The sequence below is a fragment of the Nostoc favosum CHAB5714 genome (assembly GCF_020829495.1).
GTDB classification, from domain to species: Bacteria; Cyanobacteriota; Cyanobacteriia; order Cyanobacteriales; family Nostocaceae; genus Nostoc; species Nostoc favosum.
On sequence record NZ_JAIVFQ010000063.1, the window covers coordinates 22,650 to 39,097 of the forward strand.

Annotated in this window: 11 protein-coding genes; 8 read left to right on the plus strand and 3 right to left on the minus strand. The window is 41.5% G+C overall.

Going from position 1 to position 16,448, the window contains the following annotated elements:
* Nucleotides 1-356 precede the first annotated feature (356 nt).
* Nucleotides 357-587 (minus strand): hypothetical protein, encoded by a 231-nt coding sequence (locus LC586_RS28035; protein ID WP_229488489.1) that lies wholly within the window; start codon nucleotides 585-587, stop codon nucleotides 357-359.
* Nucleotides 588-1,560: 973 nt separating this feature from the next.
* Between LC586_RS28035 and LC586_RS28040 the strand changes: the two genes are divergently transcribed.
* A complete protein-coding gene (locus LC586_RS28040; RefSeq protein WP_229488490.1) occupies nucleotides 1,561-2,895 on the plus strand; it encodes an HlyD family secretion protein in 1,335 nt (444 codons plus the stop codon).
* Nucleotides 2,896-2,944: 49 nt separating this feature from the next.
* On the opposite strand, the gene LC586_RS28045 is transcribed toward LC586_RS28040, so the two are convergent.
* Nucleotides 2,945-3,550 carry a hypothetical protein gene (locus LC586_RS28045; protein WP_229488491.1) on the minus strand — a complete coding sequence of 202 codons (606 nt, stop codon included), beginning with the start codon at nucleotides 3,548-3,550 and terminating at the stop codon, nucleotides 2,945-2,947.
* 842 nt (nucleotides 3,551-4,392) lie between these two features.
* Here LC586_RS28045 and sat point away from each other — a divergent pair.
* The 6 genes from sat (at nucleotide 4,393) to LC586_RS28075 (ending at nucleotide 12,994) form a co-directional block, all read left to right on the plus strand.
* Nucleotides 4,393-5,571 (plus strand): sulfate adenylyltransferase, encoded by a 1,179-nt coding sequence (gene sat, locus LC586_RS28050; protein WP_229488492.1) that lies wholly within the window; start codon nucleotides 4,393-4,395, stop codon nucleotides 5,569-5,571.
* A 243-nt stretch (nucleotides 5,572-5,814) separates the two neighbouring features.
* Nucleotides 5,815-7,944: a caspase family protein gene (locus LC586_RS28055; protein WP_229488493.1), complete on the plus strand. Its 2,130-nt coding sequence runs from the start codon at nucleotides 5,815-5,817 to the stop codon at nucleotides 7,942-7,944.
* Nucleotides 7,945-8,645: 701 nt separating this feature from the next.
* Nucleotides 8,646-9,488: a DUF2382 domain-containing protein gene (locus LC586_RS28060; protein ID WP_229488494.1), complete on the plus strand. Its 843-nt coding sequence runs from the start codon at nucleotides 8,646-8,648 to the stop codon at nucleotides 9,486-9,488.
* 361 nt (nucleotides 9,489-9,849) lie between these two features.
* Nucleotides 9,850-10,743 carry a DUF2382 domain-containing protein gene (locus LC586_RS28065; protein WP_229488495.1) on the plus strand — a complete coding sequence of 298 codons (894 nt, stop codon included), beginning with the start codon at nucleotides 9,850-9,852 and terminating at the stop codon, nucleotides 10,741-10,743.
* Nucleotides 10,744-11,002: 259 nt separating this feature from the next.
* Nucleotides 11,003-11,923, plus strand: a complete 921-nt coding sequence (locus LC586_RS28070) for a YsnF/AvaK domain-containing protein (protein WP_229488496.1) — start codon at nucleotides 11,003-11,005, stop codon at nucleotides 11,921-11,923.
* A gap of 147 nt (nucleotides 11,924-12,070) precedes the next feature.
* Entirely contained in the window at nucleotides 12,071-12,994 is a 924-nt protein-coding gene (locus LC586_RS28075; RefSeq protein ID WP_229488497.1) for an ion channel, read from the plus strand.
* 12 nt (nucleotides 12,995-13,006) lie between these two features.
* Here the strand turns inward: LC586_RS28075 and LC586_RS28080 are convergent, their stop codons facing one another.
* Complete coding sequence (locus tag LC586_RS28080) at nucleotides 13,007-13,201, minus strand: hypothetical protein (RefSeq protein ID WP_229488498.1); 195 nt, start codon at nucleotides 13,199-13,201, stop codon at nucleotides 13,007-13,009.
* 919 nt (nucleotides 13,202-14,120) lie between these two features.
* Here LC586_RS28080 and LC586_RS28085 point away from each other — a divergent pair.
* Complete coding sequence (locus tag LC586_RS28085; protein WP_229488499.1) at nucleotides 14,121-15,827, plus strand: alpha/beta hydrolase; 1,707 nt, start codon at nucleotides 14,121-14,123, stop codon at nucleotides 15,825-15,827.
* The last annotated feature ends 621 nt before the right edge of the window (nucleotides 15,828-16,448 follow it).

Consider the following 16,448-nt stretch of genomic DNA (forward strand, 5'->3'; position numbering starts at 1 on the left):
TAACTGTGTAATAACATTGATGTCTATTTTTGGCAGAACAACGGGGTATTTGGTGGGGGGTTTGGGGTCTTCTTTTTTGGGTTTTGCGGGCTTCTCATGCTTCTCGTACTTCTTACCACCAGACAAGTTAGCTTCTTCGGTAGCGGTTAAGGTAGTGAACAATGTGCTTTCCATAATCTTAGTTCTCGCTTGATTGTTGAGGTTAAAATTGCGTCACTTCAAAGTAATAGATATAAACGTTAATGTCTTGCCAGAAGGCAAACTACCCTGTTGAAGCAGGTTAGTTTGTTTAAGACACTTTACCTCCGTAAAGACGCGGTTACATCGTGTCTTTACGTTTATTCTTTCCCTTTTAGTTAGCCTACATTATTAGCTTGTACGTTACCGTCGTTGTCATTACCAGCAATGACGTTTAACTGTGTAATAACATTGATGTCTATTTTTGGCAGAACAACGGGGTATTTGGTGGGGGGTTTGGGGTCTTCTTTTTTGGGTTTTGCGGGCTTCTCATGCTTCTCGTACTTCTTACCACCAGACAAGTTAGCTTCTTCGGTAGCGGTTAAGGTAGTGAACAATGTGCTTTCCATAATCTTAGTTCTCGCTTGATTGTTGAGGTTAAATTAACGTCACTTCAAAGTAATAAATATAAACATTTAAAGAGTATATTTAATTACTTTTTCGTTCCGCTAAAAGTATTATACGACTCTTGCTCTAAAGGTCAAGCAACTAATTTTTTAAGAAATATATATTACACCTCTTCAAAAAAGATACTACATAGTTCTTCTTTATACAAATTTAATTATAAAAATTTTAATTATCAAAAAATCGCAGGCCTCAATATTCATATTCATATAAATATGGCGAACTAAAAGATGTATTTTTCCCAAAAATACATAAGTTACTATTATTAAGTGTTAATACTGACAAAACAAAGAAAATGCCCGTAATTAAAGATATATCTAACAACAGAAATTATTTTTTATACAAAGTATATTTAACTGCATTGATAAAACATTGATAAAACATTGATACAAGTCAAAGCTGGGATTCTGCATTACTAAACAAGTATATTTACGCAAAAGTATTTTTTATCAAATATTTATATACAAAAGTGAATTGAATGAATATAAATTAATTTAATATAAAACTGCGGAAACTTACTTAATTTTTTATAAATGAGAAATAGTTGTAAAAAAGTTTTATTTGTAAAACGATTTTTTTGTAAATAAATAAAGAAAGGATAAAATTTTAGATAAAAAGTATAAAGATTTAATGTTCGCAATAAAATACCTAATTGTTGTTTAGACTTAGCTGTATATAAACCTTGTATTTACATACTAAGTATATACAGATAAGGCACTTCTCGGTAATAAAAGCAAAAGCTGTCGCTTTCGCCCTTCAAGGCGAAAACGACAAAATCATGATAGTTTTGCAAAAAATATGAGTGAAACGGAAGAGAGCTTTTATTTTTTGGATATCCTTAAATCTTGATCGTCACGCTAACGCGAGGGAGATTTTTTTGCTAGATTATTTACGGAACCAAAATGTTTTTTAACGTTCATGCTCATTGACCCCCAACCAGACTTTCTCCGCCTAGTCCAAAACGACGAATATCTTCCCTCAGTCAGTATATGGACGAGGTTGGGAGGAATATTTTTAATTGGAAGTGTTGGCGCTGCCTTCAGCCTTGCCAGTGTCTTTCAATACAACATAATAGTGAAAGCTGATGCTAGCGTCCGCCCAACCGGAGAGATCCGGTTAGTGCAAGCAGCAGCTGAGGGAACGGTGACAAGCATCAAGGTCAAAGAAAATCAGGTTGTGAAAAAGGGAGATACGATCGCTCTGATTGACAACTCCCAATTGCAAACTAAAAAAAGCCAAATACTCGGAACTATCGAGCAGAATCAGTTACAACGAGCGCAAATTGATGCACAACTAAAAGCACTAAAAAATCAGATTGCTGCTGAGTCTAATGCAATGGGACAGGCGATCACATCTGCCAAAGCAGACTTCAGTCGCAACAAAAGAGATTATCAAGATAGACAAATCATTAGTCAGGCAGACGTACAAGAAATAGAAGCTGCTGTTGAATTAGCTAAGGAGGAACTGAAGCGATATCAGCAGCTGGGAAATACAGGGGCGATCGCCACTCTCCAAATTAAGGAAAAAGAACAAGCTTTTAAAGCTGCTATTGCTAGACTCGAACGGGCTAAAGCTGGACTGAATCCTAGTGATGCTAATGTGGCGATCGCACAAGAACGTATTGCTCAAGAATTGACAAAGGGTGAGTCTACTCTTGCTCAATTGAATAAAGAGAAAGAGGAAATCATCAGGCGTCAAGTTGAAGTCCAAAACCAAATTAGCAGTGCTCAACAAGAACTTAAACAAGTTTTTAAGGAACTGCAAAAAACTGTAATTCGTAGCTCTGAGGCCGGTACTATCCTCAAACTAGAATTAAGAAATGCTGGGCAAGTTGTCCGTCTTGGGGATGCGATCGCTCAAATTTCTCCCAACAATGCCCCTTTCGTAATCAAAGCCCGTGTTCCCTCTTCAGATATTAGCAAAGTACAGGTGTGTAAAGTCGCACAAGTAGCCAAATGTCCAGAGGGGGAAGTACAAATGCGGCTTTCTGCTTATCCGTACCCAGATTATGGCATCCTCAAAGGTGCTGTCAGAGGCATTAGTGCCGACGCCATTACATCTCAAGGTAACGGTAACATTCCAATTGCGCCTTACTATGAGGTGACAATTGAGCCAGAGAGACTTTATTTAAAAAGGGCCGATAAATCCTATCCTATTCAAGCAGGGATGGAAGTTACAGCTGAAATCATTTCCAAAAAAGAAACCCTACTGACATTTATTCTGAGAAAAGCAAGGCTACTAACAGATGTGTAAACTCGTGTATTCCACGTCATTACTATCATAACAATTCCAAATTTAAAATTTACACATTGTTCGCGCAGTGTCTTGTAGAGAAGAGAGTTACATAAAGGAATTTAAACCCCAATGTAGCTTTCTTCCCGGTAGGTAACTGAGCAAACTCGGAGCCATAGAAACTCCGAGTTAATAATTGTTTAATGTTATATTCTTCAGCAAAATTAACAAGCATATCTACCAAGGCTGTAGACAGTTCAAAAATTTTATCAACGAAGGCAGGAAGCAGAGGGCAGCTTTCCTCCTGCCTTACTCGATAAATGGGATTAACTTGAAAAGTTCGCCGATATAGTTCATAAATTATTTGTCTACAAATAAATTTTAAAGAGCCGATGAAATTTAAAAATGACTTAAAATTCAAGTATCTTAAAAACCATATCCAATGATTCTCTTCTTCACGGATTGGTTTGTTAACAATATATTTAATTGGGTTAATTGTTTCTTCTAAGCAAACAAATTTGTTTAAATCTCCATATCCCATTACAAAAAATGCAAAACAAAGAGCAAAATATAATCTTTGTAGAAAAGTAATGCTTTTATTTATTAAAAACTCAAAGAAGGGTAATTGAGCAAATTTGGCTGATTCTTTTTCAATTAATGCAAACACTTTTTTCATGTTGAACTTTCACCTAGAATCATTAGTTGTTTACTATTGAAGTTCGTCAAGCTAGTACCTGTTTACTTTACGTTGGGCGCACAAGTTTTATGCACAGCCTGCCAATTTTTTACGAAAGTTCATAAAAAAATCCTGCCTGATAAGTGGACAGCGTAGTGTGTGTTGAGTTATCAGTTGCGGCTCATGGGTTTATGCAGAACCAGCCGATTCTTTACAAAACTTTACAAACTGCGTTACAGTCAGCGTTTTTCCCTTAGGACTTACGCACGGGTAACGGAAAACGTAGACGCTGCATCGGCTTGCCGCAGGCTACCACAGAGGGCGCAGAGAAGCCAGTGCGCCCTTGCGGTTAAGAGACTTGTACCCCTCCGGGGATCTTGCTACGCGCAGCGTCTCCCCGAATCCCAAAGGGAGAGGCTAGCGCCAAGGGAGAAGCAACTGGCGCGTCACGGAGGAATGAGAGTTTGAGAGGGTTTTTGCGTAAGTCCTATCCCTTATGGGTGGTGAGAGTTTTGTTTTGGTTCTCGTAGAGAAGCGGCTTGCCGCAGGCTACCGCAAAGGACGCATAGACACGTTCGCGTAGCGTCTCCAAGAGTTGTGGCTTAAGGCAGGGTAGGACACAAAGAAAGAAGTTAAAAGGGTTTGGCGCAGCCTCACCAAGAAATGGTATGACACCATAACGCACACAAAGAACCGACAAAGAAAGTATTTAGTAATTTCTTTGCGTCCACGCAGTTGGTCTTAGTTTGCCCCATGCCCAAACTCTTTTTTCTACGTACCAGCATTTGGTAAGTTAGTACATAATCTGAAACAATAACAGTAAAAGCAGAGAGGGGATTAAGTTGAGTCACAATCCAGATGCCATAGCCCCGCACGGTGGACAGTTGGTTAACCGTATCGCCACACCAGAACAAAGAGCAGAGTTTCTCTCAAAAGCTGACTTTTTGCCGCAAGTCCAACTTGACGATCGCGCCGTTTCTGATCTAGAAATGATTGCGATCGGTGCTTTCAGTCCACTCACGGGTTTTATGAACCAGGAAGACTACGATCGCACTGTTACAGAAATGCGATTAGCTAATGGTCTTGTGTGGTCAATCCCGATTACACTATCGGTAAGCGAAGAAGTAGCTTCCCCGTTGCAAGAAGGCGGCTTAATCCGTCTGGATAACTCCAAAGGCGAGTTTATTGGAGTTTTGCAACTCACGCAAAAATATCACTACGACAAAACCCGCGAAGCTATTAATGTCTACCGCACAGATGATGTCAAACATCCAGGTGTGCAGGTACTCTATAACCAAGGTAATGTACATCTGGCGGGTAATATTTGGTTGTTGCAACGCGAACCTCATCCCCAGTTTCCCAGTTATCAAATTGACCCAGCTGCCTCACGACAACTATTTAGAGATAAAGGCTGGAAAACCATCGTTGGCTTTCAAACTCGCAACCCCATCCACCGAGCCCATGAATATATTCAAAAGTGCGCTTTAGAAATCGTTGATGGCCTATTTTTGCACCCATTAGTCGGGGCGACAAAAGAAGATGATATTGCCGCTGATGTGCGGATGCGTTGCTATGAAATTTTGCTGGAACACTACTACCCCTTAAACCGAGTAACTTTGGCAATTAATCCAGCCGCAATGCGCTATGCTGGCCCTCGTGAGGCAATATTCCATGCTTTAGTCCGCAAAAACTACGGCTGTACTCACTTTATTGTCGGACGAGATCATGCTGGCGTTGGTGACTATTACGGCACTTACGATGCTCAGTATATCTTTGAAGAATTTGCCCCAAGTGAATTGGGTATTGTGCCGATGAAATTTGAACACGCTTTCTACTGCACGCGCACTAAGCAGATGGCAACATCTAAAACCAGTCCCAGTAAGCCAGAAGAACGCATTCACCTATCAGGGACAAAAGTCCGAGAAATGCTACGACGCGGTGAGTTACCTCCACCAGAATTTTCCCGTCCAGAGGTGGCGGCAGAGTTAGCGCGGGCAATGCGGATAGAAGTATCGGTTTAGGGCATTGGGCATTGGGCATTGGGCATTGGGCATTGGGCATTGGGCATTGGGCATTGGGCATTGGGCATTGGGCATTGGGCATTGGGCATTGGTAAATAATTAATAGTTATTCTTCCCCTGCTCTCCCCGCTTCCCCTGCTCCCTCATCTCCCCCACTCCCCACTCCCGACACTTTTGTAACTTTACAATACAGAGTTCAGCCCTGTAAGCTGCTAACTGATAGCTGAGGGCTGATAGCTAATTATGGAACGGCGCACGTTTTTACACAGAATTGGCTCAATACTGGCGGTATTGGGGGTAACTGAAGCTGAGTGGTTAACTTTGGGAAATCGCTATTATCAAGCTTTGGCACAACCCAGTCCGCGCAAATTGGCATTGTTAATAGGTATTAACCAATACCCACAAATTCCAGCCCTCAATGGTTGTCTGACAGATGTGGAATTACAAAGAGAACTTTTGATTCATCGCTTTGGCTTCCAAGGGTCAGATATTTTAACCTTAACTGAGGAACAAGCTAGCAGGGAATTCATTGAGGCAGCTTTTTTGGATCACCTGGGTAAGCAAGCTAAACCTGGCGATGTGGTGCTTTTCCACTTTAGCGGCTATGGCAGCCGTGTCAAATTGGAAACATCGGCAAATACAATGCAAAATGCTCTGGTGGCAGCTAATGTGGATCAAGATATACAAGATGAAAAAATAGTCAACTATATATTAGAAGAAACTTTACTGCTATTATTGCGATCGCTCCCTACAGACCGAGTAACAGCAGTATTGGATACTAGCTATTATGCTCCTAGCACAGTCTTAGGATTAAAAATTCGCGCCCTTCAGGAGTCAGTAGCAAAGCTAGCAGTAGAGGAACTAGACTTTCTCAAACAACTTAAAACTCAGAAGTTATCCAGCACTCCGATTGTTTTAGCAGCTACCTCAGAACCAAACCAGTCAGCAAGGGAAGGACTCTTTTCTGGTTTTAGTGCCGGGTTATTTACCTACGCCTTGACACAGTATTTGTGGGAATTCACCCCAGCTACTACAATTCAAGTTGCCCTCTGGGATGTGGAAAATTCTCTATCCAAATTGGGTAGTAAACAGCAACCAGGGTTATTAAGCAGTCAGAAAAATGCAGATATAACTTCTCTACAGCCAGACGGTATCATTGGTGCAGAAGGCGTGGTGAGTGCTATTGAAGAAGACGGTAAAACAGTCCATCTGTGGTTAGCAGGATTACCTCCACAAGTGCTGCTATACTACGGAGTGAATTCTCGATTAACCTTAGCAACAACAGAGCAATTAGTATTGCGATCGCGGACTGGGTTAACTGCAAAAGCGCAAATTTCCAAAATTGAAGGTGCAAATCCCCTACAAGTCGGGCAATTTGTCCAAGAAGCAGTCCGGGTATTACCGCGAAATATTCATTTAAAAATAGCTTTGGATACTGGATTGGAAAGAATTGAGCGGGTAGACGCCACAAGTGCCTTTGCTGGCTTTTCCCATGTATCCACCCTAGTAGCAGGAGAAAAACCTGCTGATTATGTATTTGCCAAGCTACAGGAAATTCCCAGTCGTTATGGTCTATTTTCTCTTGGTGGCGAACTAATTCCCAATACCGTTGGGGAACTAGGAGAAGCAGTAAAATTAACAGTTCAAAGGTTAGCGCCAAAATTATCAACTCTGTTTGCAGCTAAGTTATGGCGACTTACAGAAAATCAAGGTTCTTCCCGCTTGCCTCTCAAGGCAACCTTAGAAATAATTAGTGGTATATCACCACAGATGGTGATGCAGCGTGAAACAATACGAACTTTCAAACCTGAAACTTCGATACAAAAATCACTACAGACGCGATTAATTGCGTCTCTCCCCACTGCGATTGTGCCTATCGGCAGTCGAATGCAATATCGAGTGGAAAACCAGAGCGATCGCCCAGTATATTTAATCTTGCTGGGATTAAACAATAATCATACAGCAATTGCCTTCTATTCTTGGGAAACCCCGCAAGAACCAAACACTGCGGACACTAAGCCCCTCCTCAAAGAAGTCGTCATCGCCCCAGGTAAAACCCTCACCCTACCCCAAACTAATAGTGCTTCCGAATGGCTGATTTCAGGGCCAGCTTGCTTTTGCGAACAACAACTAGTTTTTAGTAGTGCCCCCTTTAGCGAAACTCTCGCCGCCTTGAACACTGTTAAGTATTCCACAGCCGAACAACAGCCGATTGGTTCATTGTTGAATCCCTTAGACGTTGCACAAGCCTTGCTACAAGACTTGCATAACGCCAGCGCCCTCAAAGCAGAGATGAACGGCACAGCAGCCGACTCATATATCTTGGATGTAAATAATTGGGCAAGTCTTAGCTTTAGTTTTCAGGTTGTTTGACACTCTCGGTGGCTTGAGCCAGGAGATTATTGGTTCACGAAGATGCCTTAAAATTGCCTATGCTTGCGACATTATTTAAACCTGAAACCCGTTCAAATGTTGTACCGTATCTGAATAGGAACCGCTATAAGTCCGCCTACGCTGGCTAGCCTTCGAGATCATCTCCAGTAAGTAAGTCGGCGTAAATAATTATAGTTGGGATAAGGGAGGAGGCAGGGGGCAGGGAGCTATTAGCTGGGGGAAAAGGAGTTTTAGTCCTGTTTAACGTGAGTTCGACAAACCTCTCCCTGCCTTGAACTAAAGTTCAAGGCTGTCCCTCTCCGAGTCGGAGAGGGACGATTTTGCGTAGTAAAATCAGGGAGAGGTTTTTTTGATTGAGCTAATTAAGCAGACACTATATAAGCCGTCGAATTCACGTCCTGTTTAGCTTTATTCACATAGTTTGGTTTTATTGTGCCAACTTACTTAAAAGATTTTTTCTATCAGCATAAGCTAGAGTCTTTTATGACTTTAGTTGTACTCCTATTGATTATCAAAAGTATTCAACAGTGTTCAACTTGAGTATTTAGCTCATAAAGTATCAACTATAAACCATAAAATATCAAAATATCTCACTTGAATTCAGTCGCCAGCAGGAGGAGATTCAGCACAATATTTTCTACACTACAAAAGAAACCTTAGAAACAATCTGGAAATAGTGTATGCCTCTTCACAAACTTGAACATTTTGACCCAAACTATCGAGAAACTTTTGGCAAAGACGACGTTAAAGCCCTGGATCTTTACACTGAAGGAGGAGACAGAGTTGGCTCAGTGGCGGATGTTTTAGTTGATGACGATGGCCATTTCCGGTATTTAGTTATTGATACAAGCTCAGAATTTTTTGGTAAGAAAATATTACTACCAATTGGTCTTTCCCGGATCAATTATGCTGCAAGACGCGTCTATGTTGATGGATTAAGCAGACAGCAAGTAGAAGGTTTAGTCGAGTACAAAGAAGACGCGATCGTTGATCATGATTACGAAGAAAATGTACGTAGTGTATTTCGTTCTCCAAGCAGCGCTGTAACTTACGATCGCAATACATACAATTACCAGACAGAACCAGCTTTATACGGGTTGAATGAGCAAGACCATCAAACTTTTAGACTGTATGAAGAACGATTAATTGCCAGCAAACAGCGCATCAAAACTGGAGAAGTAACAGTTGGTAAACACATTGAAACAGAAACTGCAAGCGTTACAGTACCTATTCAAAAAGAACGAGTTGTGATTGAGCGAGTTGTGCCAACAGAAGCAGGAAAGGTTGTAGATCCCAATGAACTTAAGTTCCAAGAAGGGGAAGTAGCACGCATAGAAATATACGAAGAAACGCCTGAGATACGTAAAGAAGCCTTTGTGCGTGAAGAAGTCCGGGTCAAGAAAGTAGTAGAACGGGAAACTGTGGAAACACAAGATACCATTCGTCGAGAAGAGTTAGATGTTGATACTGAGGGTAATTTACAGGTTCAAGAGCATGGTACCACTACACATGAAGCTATTTAAGTAGCTGGTCAATAAGTTTGTTTGGTAGATTTATCTGAAATAATCATGCAGGCAAAGTTAATTTTTATCTCTGCCTGTGTTTTTGTATTAAACAACAAGATTCCTAACTCTTTTAAGAAGTCGGGAATCTTGTTGTGGAAAAATTTACCTTTTGATAAACCATCTAGAGATCCGAAATTGCACTTCATACCCCAATGCTTTCGCGTCTCCACTTAATTCTTTGCTCTGACATCAAAAAATATGTATAACTTTTGATTATTTAAGTTTTCAAATAATTCATTCGCCAGAAGGAGGAAAATAAGTAATTAAATGGCTAATTTAGTTATTAGGAGATGGGAAGAAAATTTTTGAGGTAAATATAATGGTACTTTACAAATTACAAGATTTTGAGCCTAACTATCGTGATACATTTGAAGGCCGCGACATTAATGGACTTGGCGTTTATACCCAAGGAACTGATGAAAAAATTGGTACTGTCAGCGAAGTTTTAGTGGATGAGGAAGGTCATTTCCGCTATTTAGTCGTTGATTTGGGCTTCTGGATTTTTGGTAAAAAAGTGCTACTACCACTTGGTCGTGCCCGTATCGACTATAATGTTGATCGCGTCTACACAATTGGCTTGACTAGAGAGCAAGCAGAAGATTTACCTGAATTCAGTGAGCGTCAAGCGCTTGATTATGATTATGAAGAACGGGTGCGTGGGGTATATCGCCAACCTACAGACTATGTTCAGCCTGTAGATGCATCATTACCATTGGAAGCGACAGCACCAGTGGATACAACCTATCAGCAGCCGGTTACGCCAACTTACAATCGTGATAGCTACAATTACGAACAAGAGCCTTCTTTATACGGGTTAAATGAGCAAGATCATCAAACTCTGAGATTGTATGAAGAACGGCTGATTGCCAGCAAACGACGCCAAAAAACTGGAGAAGTAACGATTGGCAAGCACGTTGAGACTGATACTGCACGGGTTGCAGTGCCAATAGAAAGAGAGCGAGTTGTGATTGAACGTGTAACTCCAGCAGATGCAGGTACTGCCGTTTCTGGGCGCGAAGCAGACTTCCGTGAAGGCGAAGTTGCTCGCGTAGAAATCTATGAAGAAACTCCTGAAATTCGCAAAGAAGCATTTTTGCGTGAAGAAGTCAGAGTTAGAAAAGTGGTGGATCAAGACACAGTTGAAACTCAAGAAACCGTGCGTCGTGAAGAGTTAGATGTAAATTCTGGTAACCTTCCCATTGAAGAACGCTAACTAACAGAGTCATTAGTTAGCAACTAATGACTAATAATTAATTAGACACAGTACAGGTGAGGCTGTAAAATTAGCTTTACCTGTTCTTCTAATAACTAATACAACTTTAGATTTTGGATTGCGAATATTGCTCTGAATATGAGTTAGATAAATACATCTGTCGCAAACATTTTCTAAATGGTATTTAGATGCTCAATACATTTAATTTAGCTAAGTAGAAAACAGTTCATAAACTTTGCAGCGTATGAATAGCCAACCGATGACAAAAAACATTGGACAGGCAAACTCTGACTCTCAGACTAGCACCTCATTAGCAGATTTACGAAAGAAGGTCAACAATTTTGCTGTGTTCGATCAGCAAGGTCAGCTAGTAGGAGTAGTTCATGATTTAATTGTGGATGCTAATCGCCGATTAAACCTAGTTATATCTAAACAGGCGAATCAACAAACTCTAGAATATGGTCAGCAGTTAGCTGATAAACATCCTTCTTTATTTCGGTTGCAGAGCCAGAGAATAAAAAAAATAGACAAGCCAACTAAATCTGTTTTCATAGACTTAAATAAATCAGAAATCGACTATATGCCTGAATATTTAGAAACAGAAACACCAGGCGATGCCTATCGGCAAGCTGCTCCGCATCTACGCACACTATCAGAAAACTCAACTGAACAACTAGCGAATTATCAAACTGCAAATAGCCCAGTTGAGCCAGTAAATTTAGAAGAGGCTACCGAAGAACAGATTATTCGTTTACTAGAAGAACGACTAGTTGTTGAAAGCAGTAAGCGTAAAGTTGGTGAGGTGATTGTTCGCAAAGAAATCGAAACCCGGATGATACAAGTTCCTGTCCGGCGTGAAAAGTTGATTGTCGAACAAATTAGCCCAGAACACAAACAACTTGCAGAAATTGATTTAGGACAAGAGGAAATTTCTGGCATTGACTTAACGGAAGTAGAAAGACTTGAAGTTCAGCATTTTGGCACAGGTTTAATGGTAAGTGGTGAATTTAGCTCACCTAAAACTGCTAGTTTATTGTTGAATGCGATCGCACTAGAGCAAAATCACGGCTGCAACCAAGTGCGAGTGACCATTGCTGTTGAAGATGAGTCACATCAGAAAAAATATCAAGAGTGGTTTGATCGCTGTTCTAAAGGTCAGCAACTCAACCCTGAAAAATGAGTTAGTTTCTCGCTGATTGTTAGGGTGGGCATTGCACACCCTATTTTTTTTTGCTGATTTAAGAAAAGAAAGTTGAAATTTCCGTTCCCTTGCGGGTAAGTGGAATGTCAAAATACTAAGCAGTTGCCGTTCTTTTGGCTACTTGCAATGAAATTTCGACTCAAGAGACTTTCACCGAAGAAAAAACAGCGTCTGATCCAACCTATTCAGATTCAAGTTCGAGATGGAAAATTTGAGATTATGGGTATGGGTGCATGGCATTCTTACTGGCGTGATCCTTACCATCTGCTGCTAACGATTCCCTGGACTGGCTTTCTGATCCTAATTTGTACTTTCTATGTAATTATTAATGCTCTATTTGCCCTAGCTTACTGGATAGGAGGAGATTGTATTGCCAACGCCCGACCTGGCTCTTTTTTAGATGTCTTTTTCTTTAGCGTGCAAACCCTAGCATCCATCGGCTATGGGGCAATGTATCCTAAAACAACTTACGCCAACATTATTGTCACCATTGAAGCAATGATCGGTTTGGTGGGGATTGCTGTGATGACGGGACTAGCTTTTGCTCGATTCTCCCGACCTACAGCCCGTGTGCTATTTAGCCGTGTTGCTGTAATTACACCTCATAATGCAATGCCGACTCTCATATTTCGCAGTGCTAATCAGCGTCGCAATATGATTCTGGAGGCGCAGATGCGAGTCTACTTAATGCGCGACGATATAACCTCAGAAGGGCAGTTCATGCGTCGGTTCTACGACCTCAAACTGCTGAGAAACCAAACACCTAGCTTCACCTTAAGCTGGTCAGTGATGCATGTCATTGATGAGTTTAGTCCTCTGTATGGGATGACACCAGAATCGTTAACCCAGACAAATAGTATACTGATCGTCTCTTTGAGTGGCATTGATGAAACGGTTGCACAGGTTGTCCATGCCCGTCATACTTATGGTGCTAATGAGATTTTGTGGAACAATCAATTTGTCGATATCTTCCATCACACACCCGATGGACATCGCTACATTGATTACAACCGCTTCCACGATGTTTTACCTTTAGATGAAAACAGTTGAAATGCCTGAAACTTACTCCAAAGTCTGATTGACTGGAGCTTGTAAAGGTTTAACGACAACCCGACCATTTTCAACTACAGTGCAACTTTTAACCATGCTCTTGCTGGGGTTAACTGGCACATCCTGGCACTGGTTTTGGTGAGAGATATTTTGCTCCTGTTGTTGATTGAGGACGACAACACAAGAGGCGCAGGAGGACAAGGACATATAAAATATTTTGATCTCTATATCTATTATCGCCCTACTGATGCTGTTTGGCTGAAAAATTTGCTACTCATGTATTAGTCATTGGTCATTGGTCATTGGTCATTGGTACAGACCTCGCTTTGAAAGTGGGCGAAGAAACTTTCTTGTTAAGGACTAATTCAAACCACGTTCTTTGTGGGCGTGGTGTCTCAAGGACTAATGGCTTTAGATCCCGAAATTTAATTCAGTGCCGATTTAAAGCGTATATGGGAAACTAGTAGGCCACGGCGGAAATAGAGCAACCATTAAAAATCCCTAAAGAGCTTATTCCATAATAGTTTTGAATGCGTGAATGCGTGAATGCGTGACTTTTGCCTTGCGGTACTAGGGCTGTAAATACTTGCTTTCTTGTGCTTGTAAGCTGTTTGATATATCTAGGACTTACGCATTGACAAGAAATACCAAATATGGAGCAAGGTTAAAAACCATATCTTTCGTAAGGGCTAAGCATTGCTCATAGGTGTCAACTTAAGCTAAAAGTAGCTTAACTGTTAGCTGACTCGCCCGCCTCGAACTAAAGTTCTAGGCTAATAGCTAAAGTCTACTAAAGTAGACTAAAGATTTTTCGGATTATTTAGTCATCTTTAGATGACTTTCGCTATTAGCAAGGAACTTCAGTTCCTTGCGGGACATGGCTTTTACGTTAAGTTGACACCAATGAGCAAAGCTTAGCCCCTACAGCATGGTCTATTTCCGATCGCAGGATAATTAAGAAAAGCCTGAAAACTTCCTCAAGATAGGTAATGCACATCAGAATGCATTTGTACAGTGCGTAAGTCCTAATATCTAAACCAAGTAAACAGGAAAGCGGTTATAGATCCCGCCCCGCTTTCCTCCCTGCTCAAACTTGTCTGGCAGGGTTAAACAGTGGGTTTTTCTAATGAAAAAATTTCTGAGATACCTGGGTTTAGGTTTGCTATCTACGTTTTTGACTGCAACTCCCGGATTGGGAGCTGAACGCCTTAGCTTTTATTACCCTCCCTTTGGCGAATTCTCCTTGTCTGTGGACTCGCTGGAAACTTTTGCGAAAGTTGGCAAAATTGATCAAGATTTGTCATTTTATGCTAGCCGTGCTACCCCCCAACAACTGGCTCAACTGCGGGATCTGCTCCAGCAAAGGTTCAATGTTACTCCTACATTAGTATCACAAGTTACCTACTCACCTATAGGCGAACAAGTGGTGCAACAGCTGGGAGAATTCCTCCTCACTGAGTCTCGACAGAACGGCTTCTATGCCATACGTGCCTCTTTGATTTTGGCTGCTGCTGATCGAGAAGGTTTAACGGTTGTGAATTTGCTGCGGAAATTTCCTAGCAATACTATCCGGGTGAATTTTACAGAGGGATTAAGGATAGTCGATGACTTGTCACAATTGCTCAAGAGAAGGGATGAAGTTGTTGCCTCTCTTCAAAAAGAAGCGATCGCTCAAGCAGCCAATTCAACCGTTGACTTCTCACAACAGCCAGATTTGCGATCGCCAGGAAAATTTCGCTGGCAGAAAAAAAGCCTGGAGTTAAATGACTTTTCTCGCAATCGCCGTCTACCCGTGGATATTTATCTGCCGGAAGCAGGTTCACAAAGCACTAAAGAACTACTTTCACCTCCCTTTCCCCTGATTGTAATTTCTCATGGTCTCGCCTCAGACCGCTTTTCCTTTGTCTACCTGGCTGAACATCTAGCATCCTATGGTTTTGCTGTTGCTGTACTGGAACACCCTGGTAGTAATGCCGAACGCATTCAACAATATTTTGCAGGTTTGGCCAAAGCGCCAGACGCAGCAGAATTTATCAACCGACCTTTGGATATCAAATATCTCCTCAATGAACTCCAGCGTTTGGAAAAATCTGATCCTACCCTCCAAGGAAAACTCAATTTTCAGCAAATTGGGGCGATCGGTCAGTCCTTTGGTGGTTATACCGTTTTGGCTCTAGCAGGAGCAAATATTAACTTTGAGCAACTGAGGCAAAACTGTAATCCTAATTATTCATCCTTTAATTTGTCGCTCTTGTTGCAGTGTGAAGCAAATAAATTACCCCCAAAAAATTACAATCTCAAAGACGATCGCATCAAGGTCATCATGGCGATTAATCCAATTAACAGCTTAGTTTTGGGTGAGGGCGGAGTGAGTCAAATTAAAAGTCCAGTAATGCTGGTAGCAGGTAGTCAAGATATTTTTGCCCCACCTGTATTTGAGCAGATTCGCCCCTTTACCTGGCTTTCTGACTCTAGTAAGTATCTAGCTTTAATTGAAAACGCCACCCACTTTTCGGCGATCGCAGAAACTACTTCTCAAAATGGTGTCTTACCTGTGCCACCTGCCTTACTTGGCCCCGATCGCGCCCCTGTTTATTCCTATCTCAACGCCCTCAGCGTAGCTTTTTTGGAAACCCATCTTCTCAACCGCCCTGAATACCGTTCCTATTTGCAGCCTTCATACGCCACATTTATCAGTAAAGAACCGCTTAATCTCAGTATTTTACAGTCGTTATCGGCAGATCAATTCAATCAAATTTGGAATGGGTCAACTGCCCAGTCAGCCAAACCATCAAATCTTCAACCTACCCCCATCCGTGAGAGCTTAAGGTAAAGCGCTTTTTGTCAATCAGTTAAAATACTCAAAATATTTTTCATAAAAATGATAATCGTCTGTCGGCAGAGGGGGCGAGAGCATTGGTGTGAACTTAACATTTTACCCCACCCCTTAATATCATGTCCGCTTGATTGCTTATTAAACCCGAATCACCCCACCCCGCCAAAGCTACGCTTTGTCTCCCCTCCCCGCTTGCGGGGAGGGGAAGTTTTGGCTTTAGACAAAACTGGGGTGGGGTGATGCGGATCATGATGGGTAAGTGAGTGAACTCAATATCACGTCTTTACAAGGGTTTCACGTTAAGTTGACACCAATGGGGCCAGAGACGTTCGCCTCCTCCCTTTGAAAGCTGTCGTTAGGAAAACCATGATTTTGTTGATGAAAGCGGTATCATCGACAATTTAAACAGCATTATCAACTTTTTTACAAAAATCTGAGAAAAAAATATCCCTCCACAAGTCACGAGGGGCGCACAAGCAGGGTGAGATTCAAGTGACATACTCCTACACTGATTGCAAGCAATACAGTGTAGGCTTCTCAGTGACTCCCGGTATCCCGTCGGACATTAACTGAGCTTTGTTTAGACTGCACGGTATGCCCTACCGCACAGTTGAACAA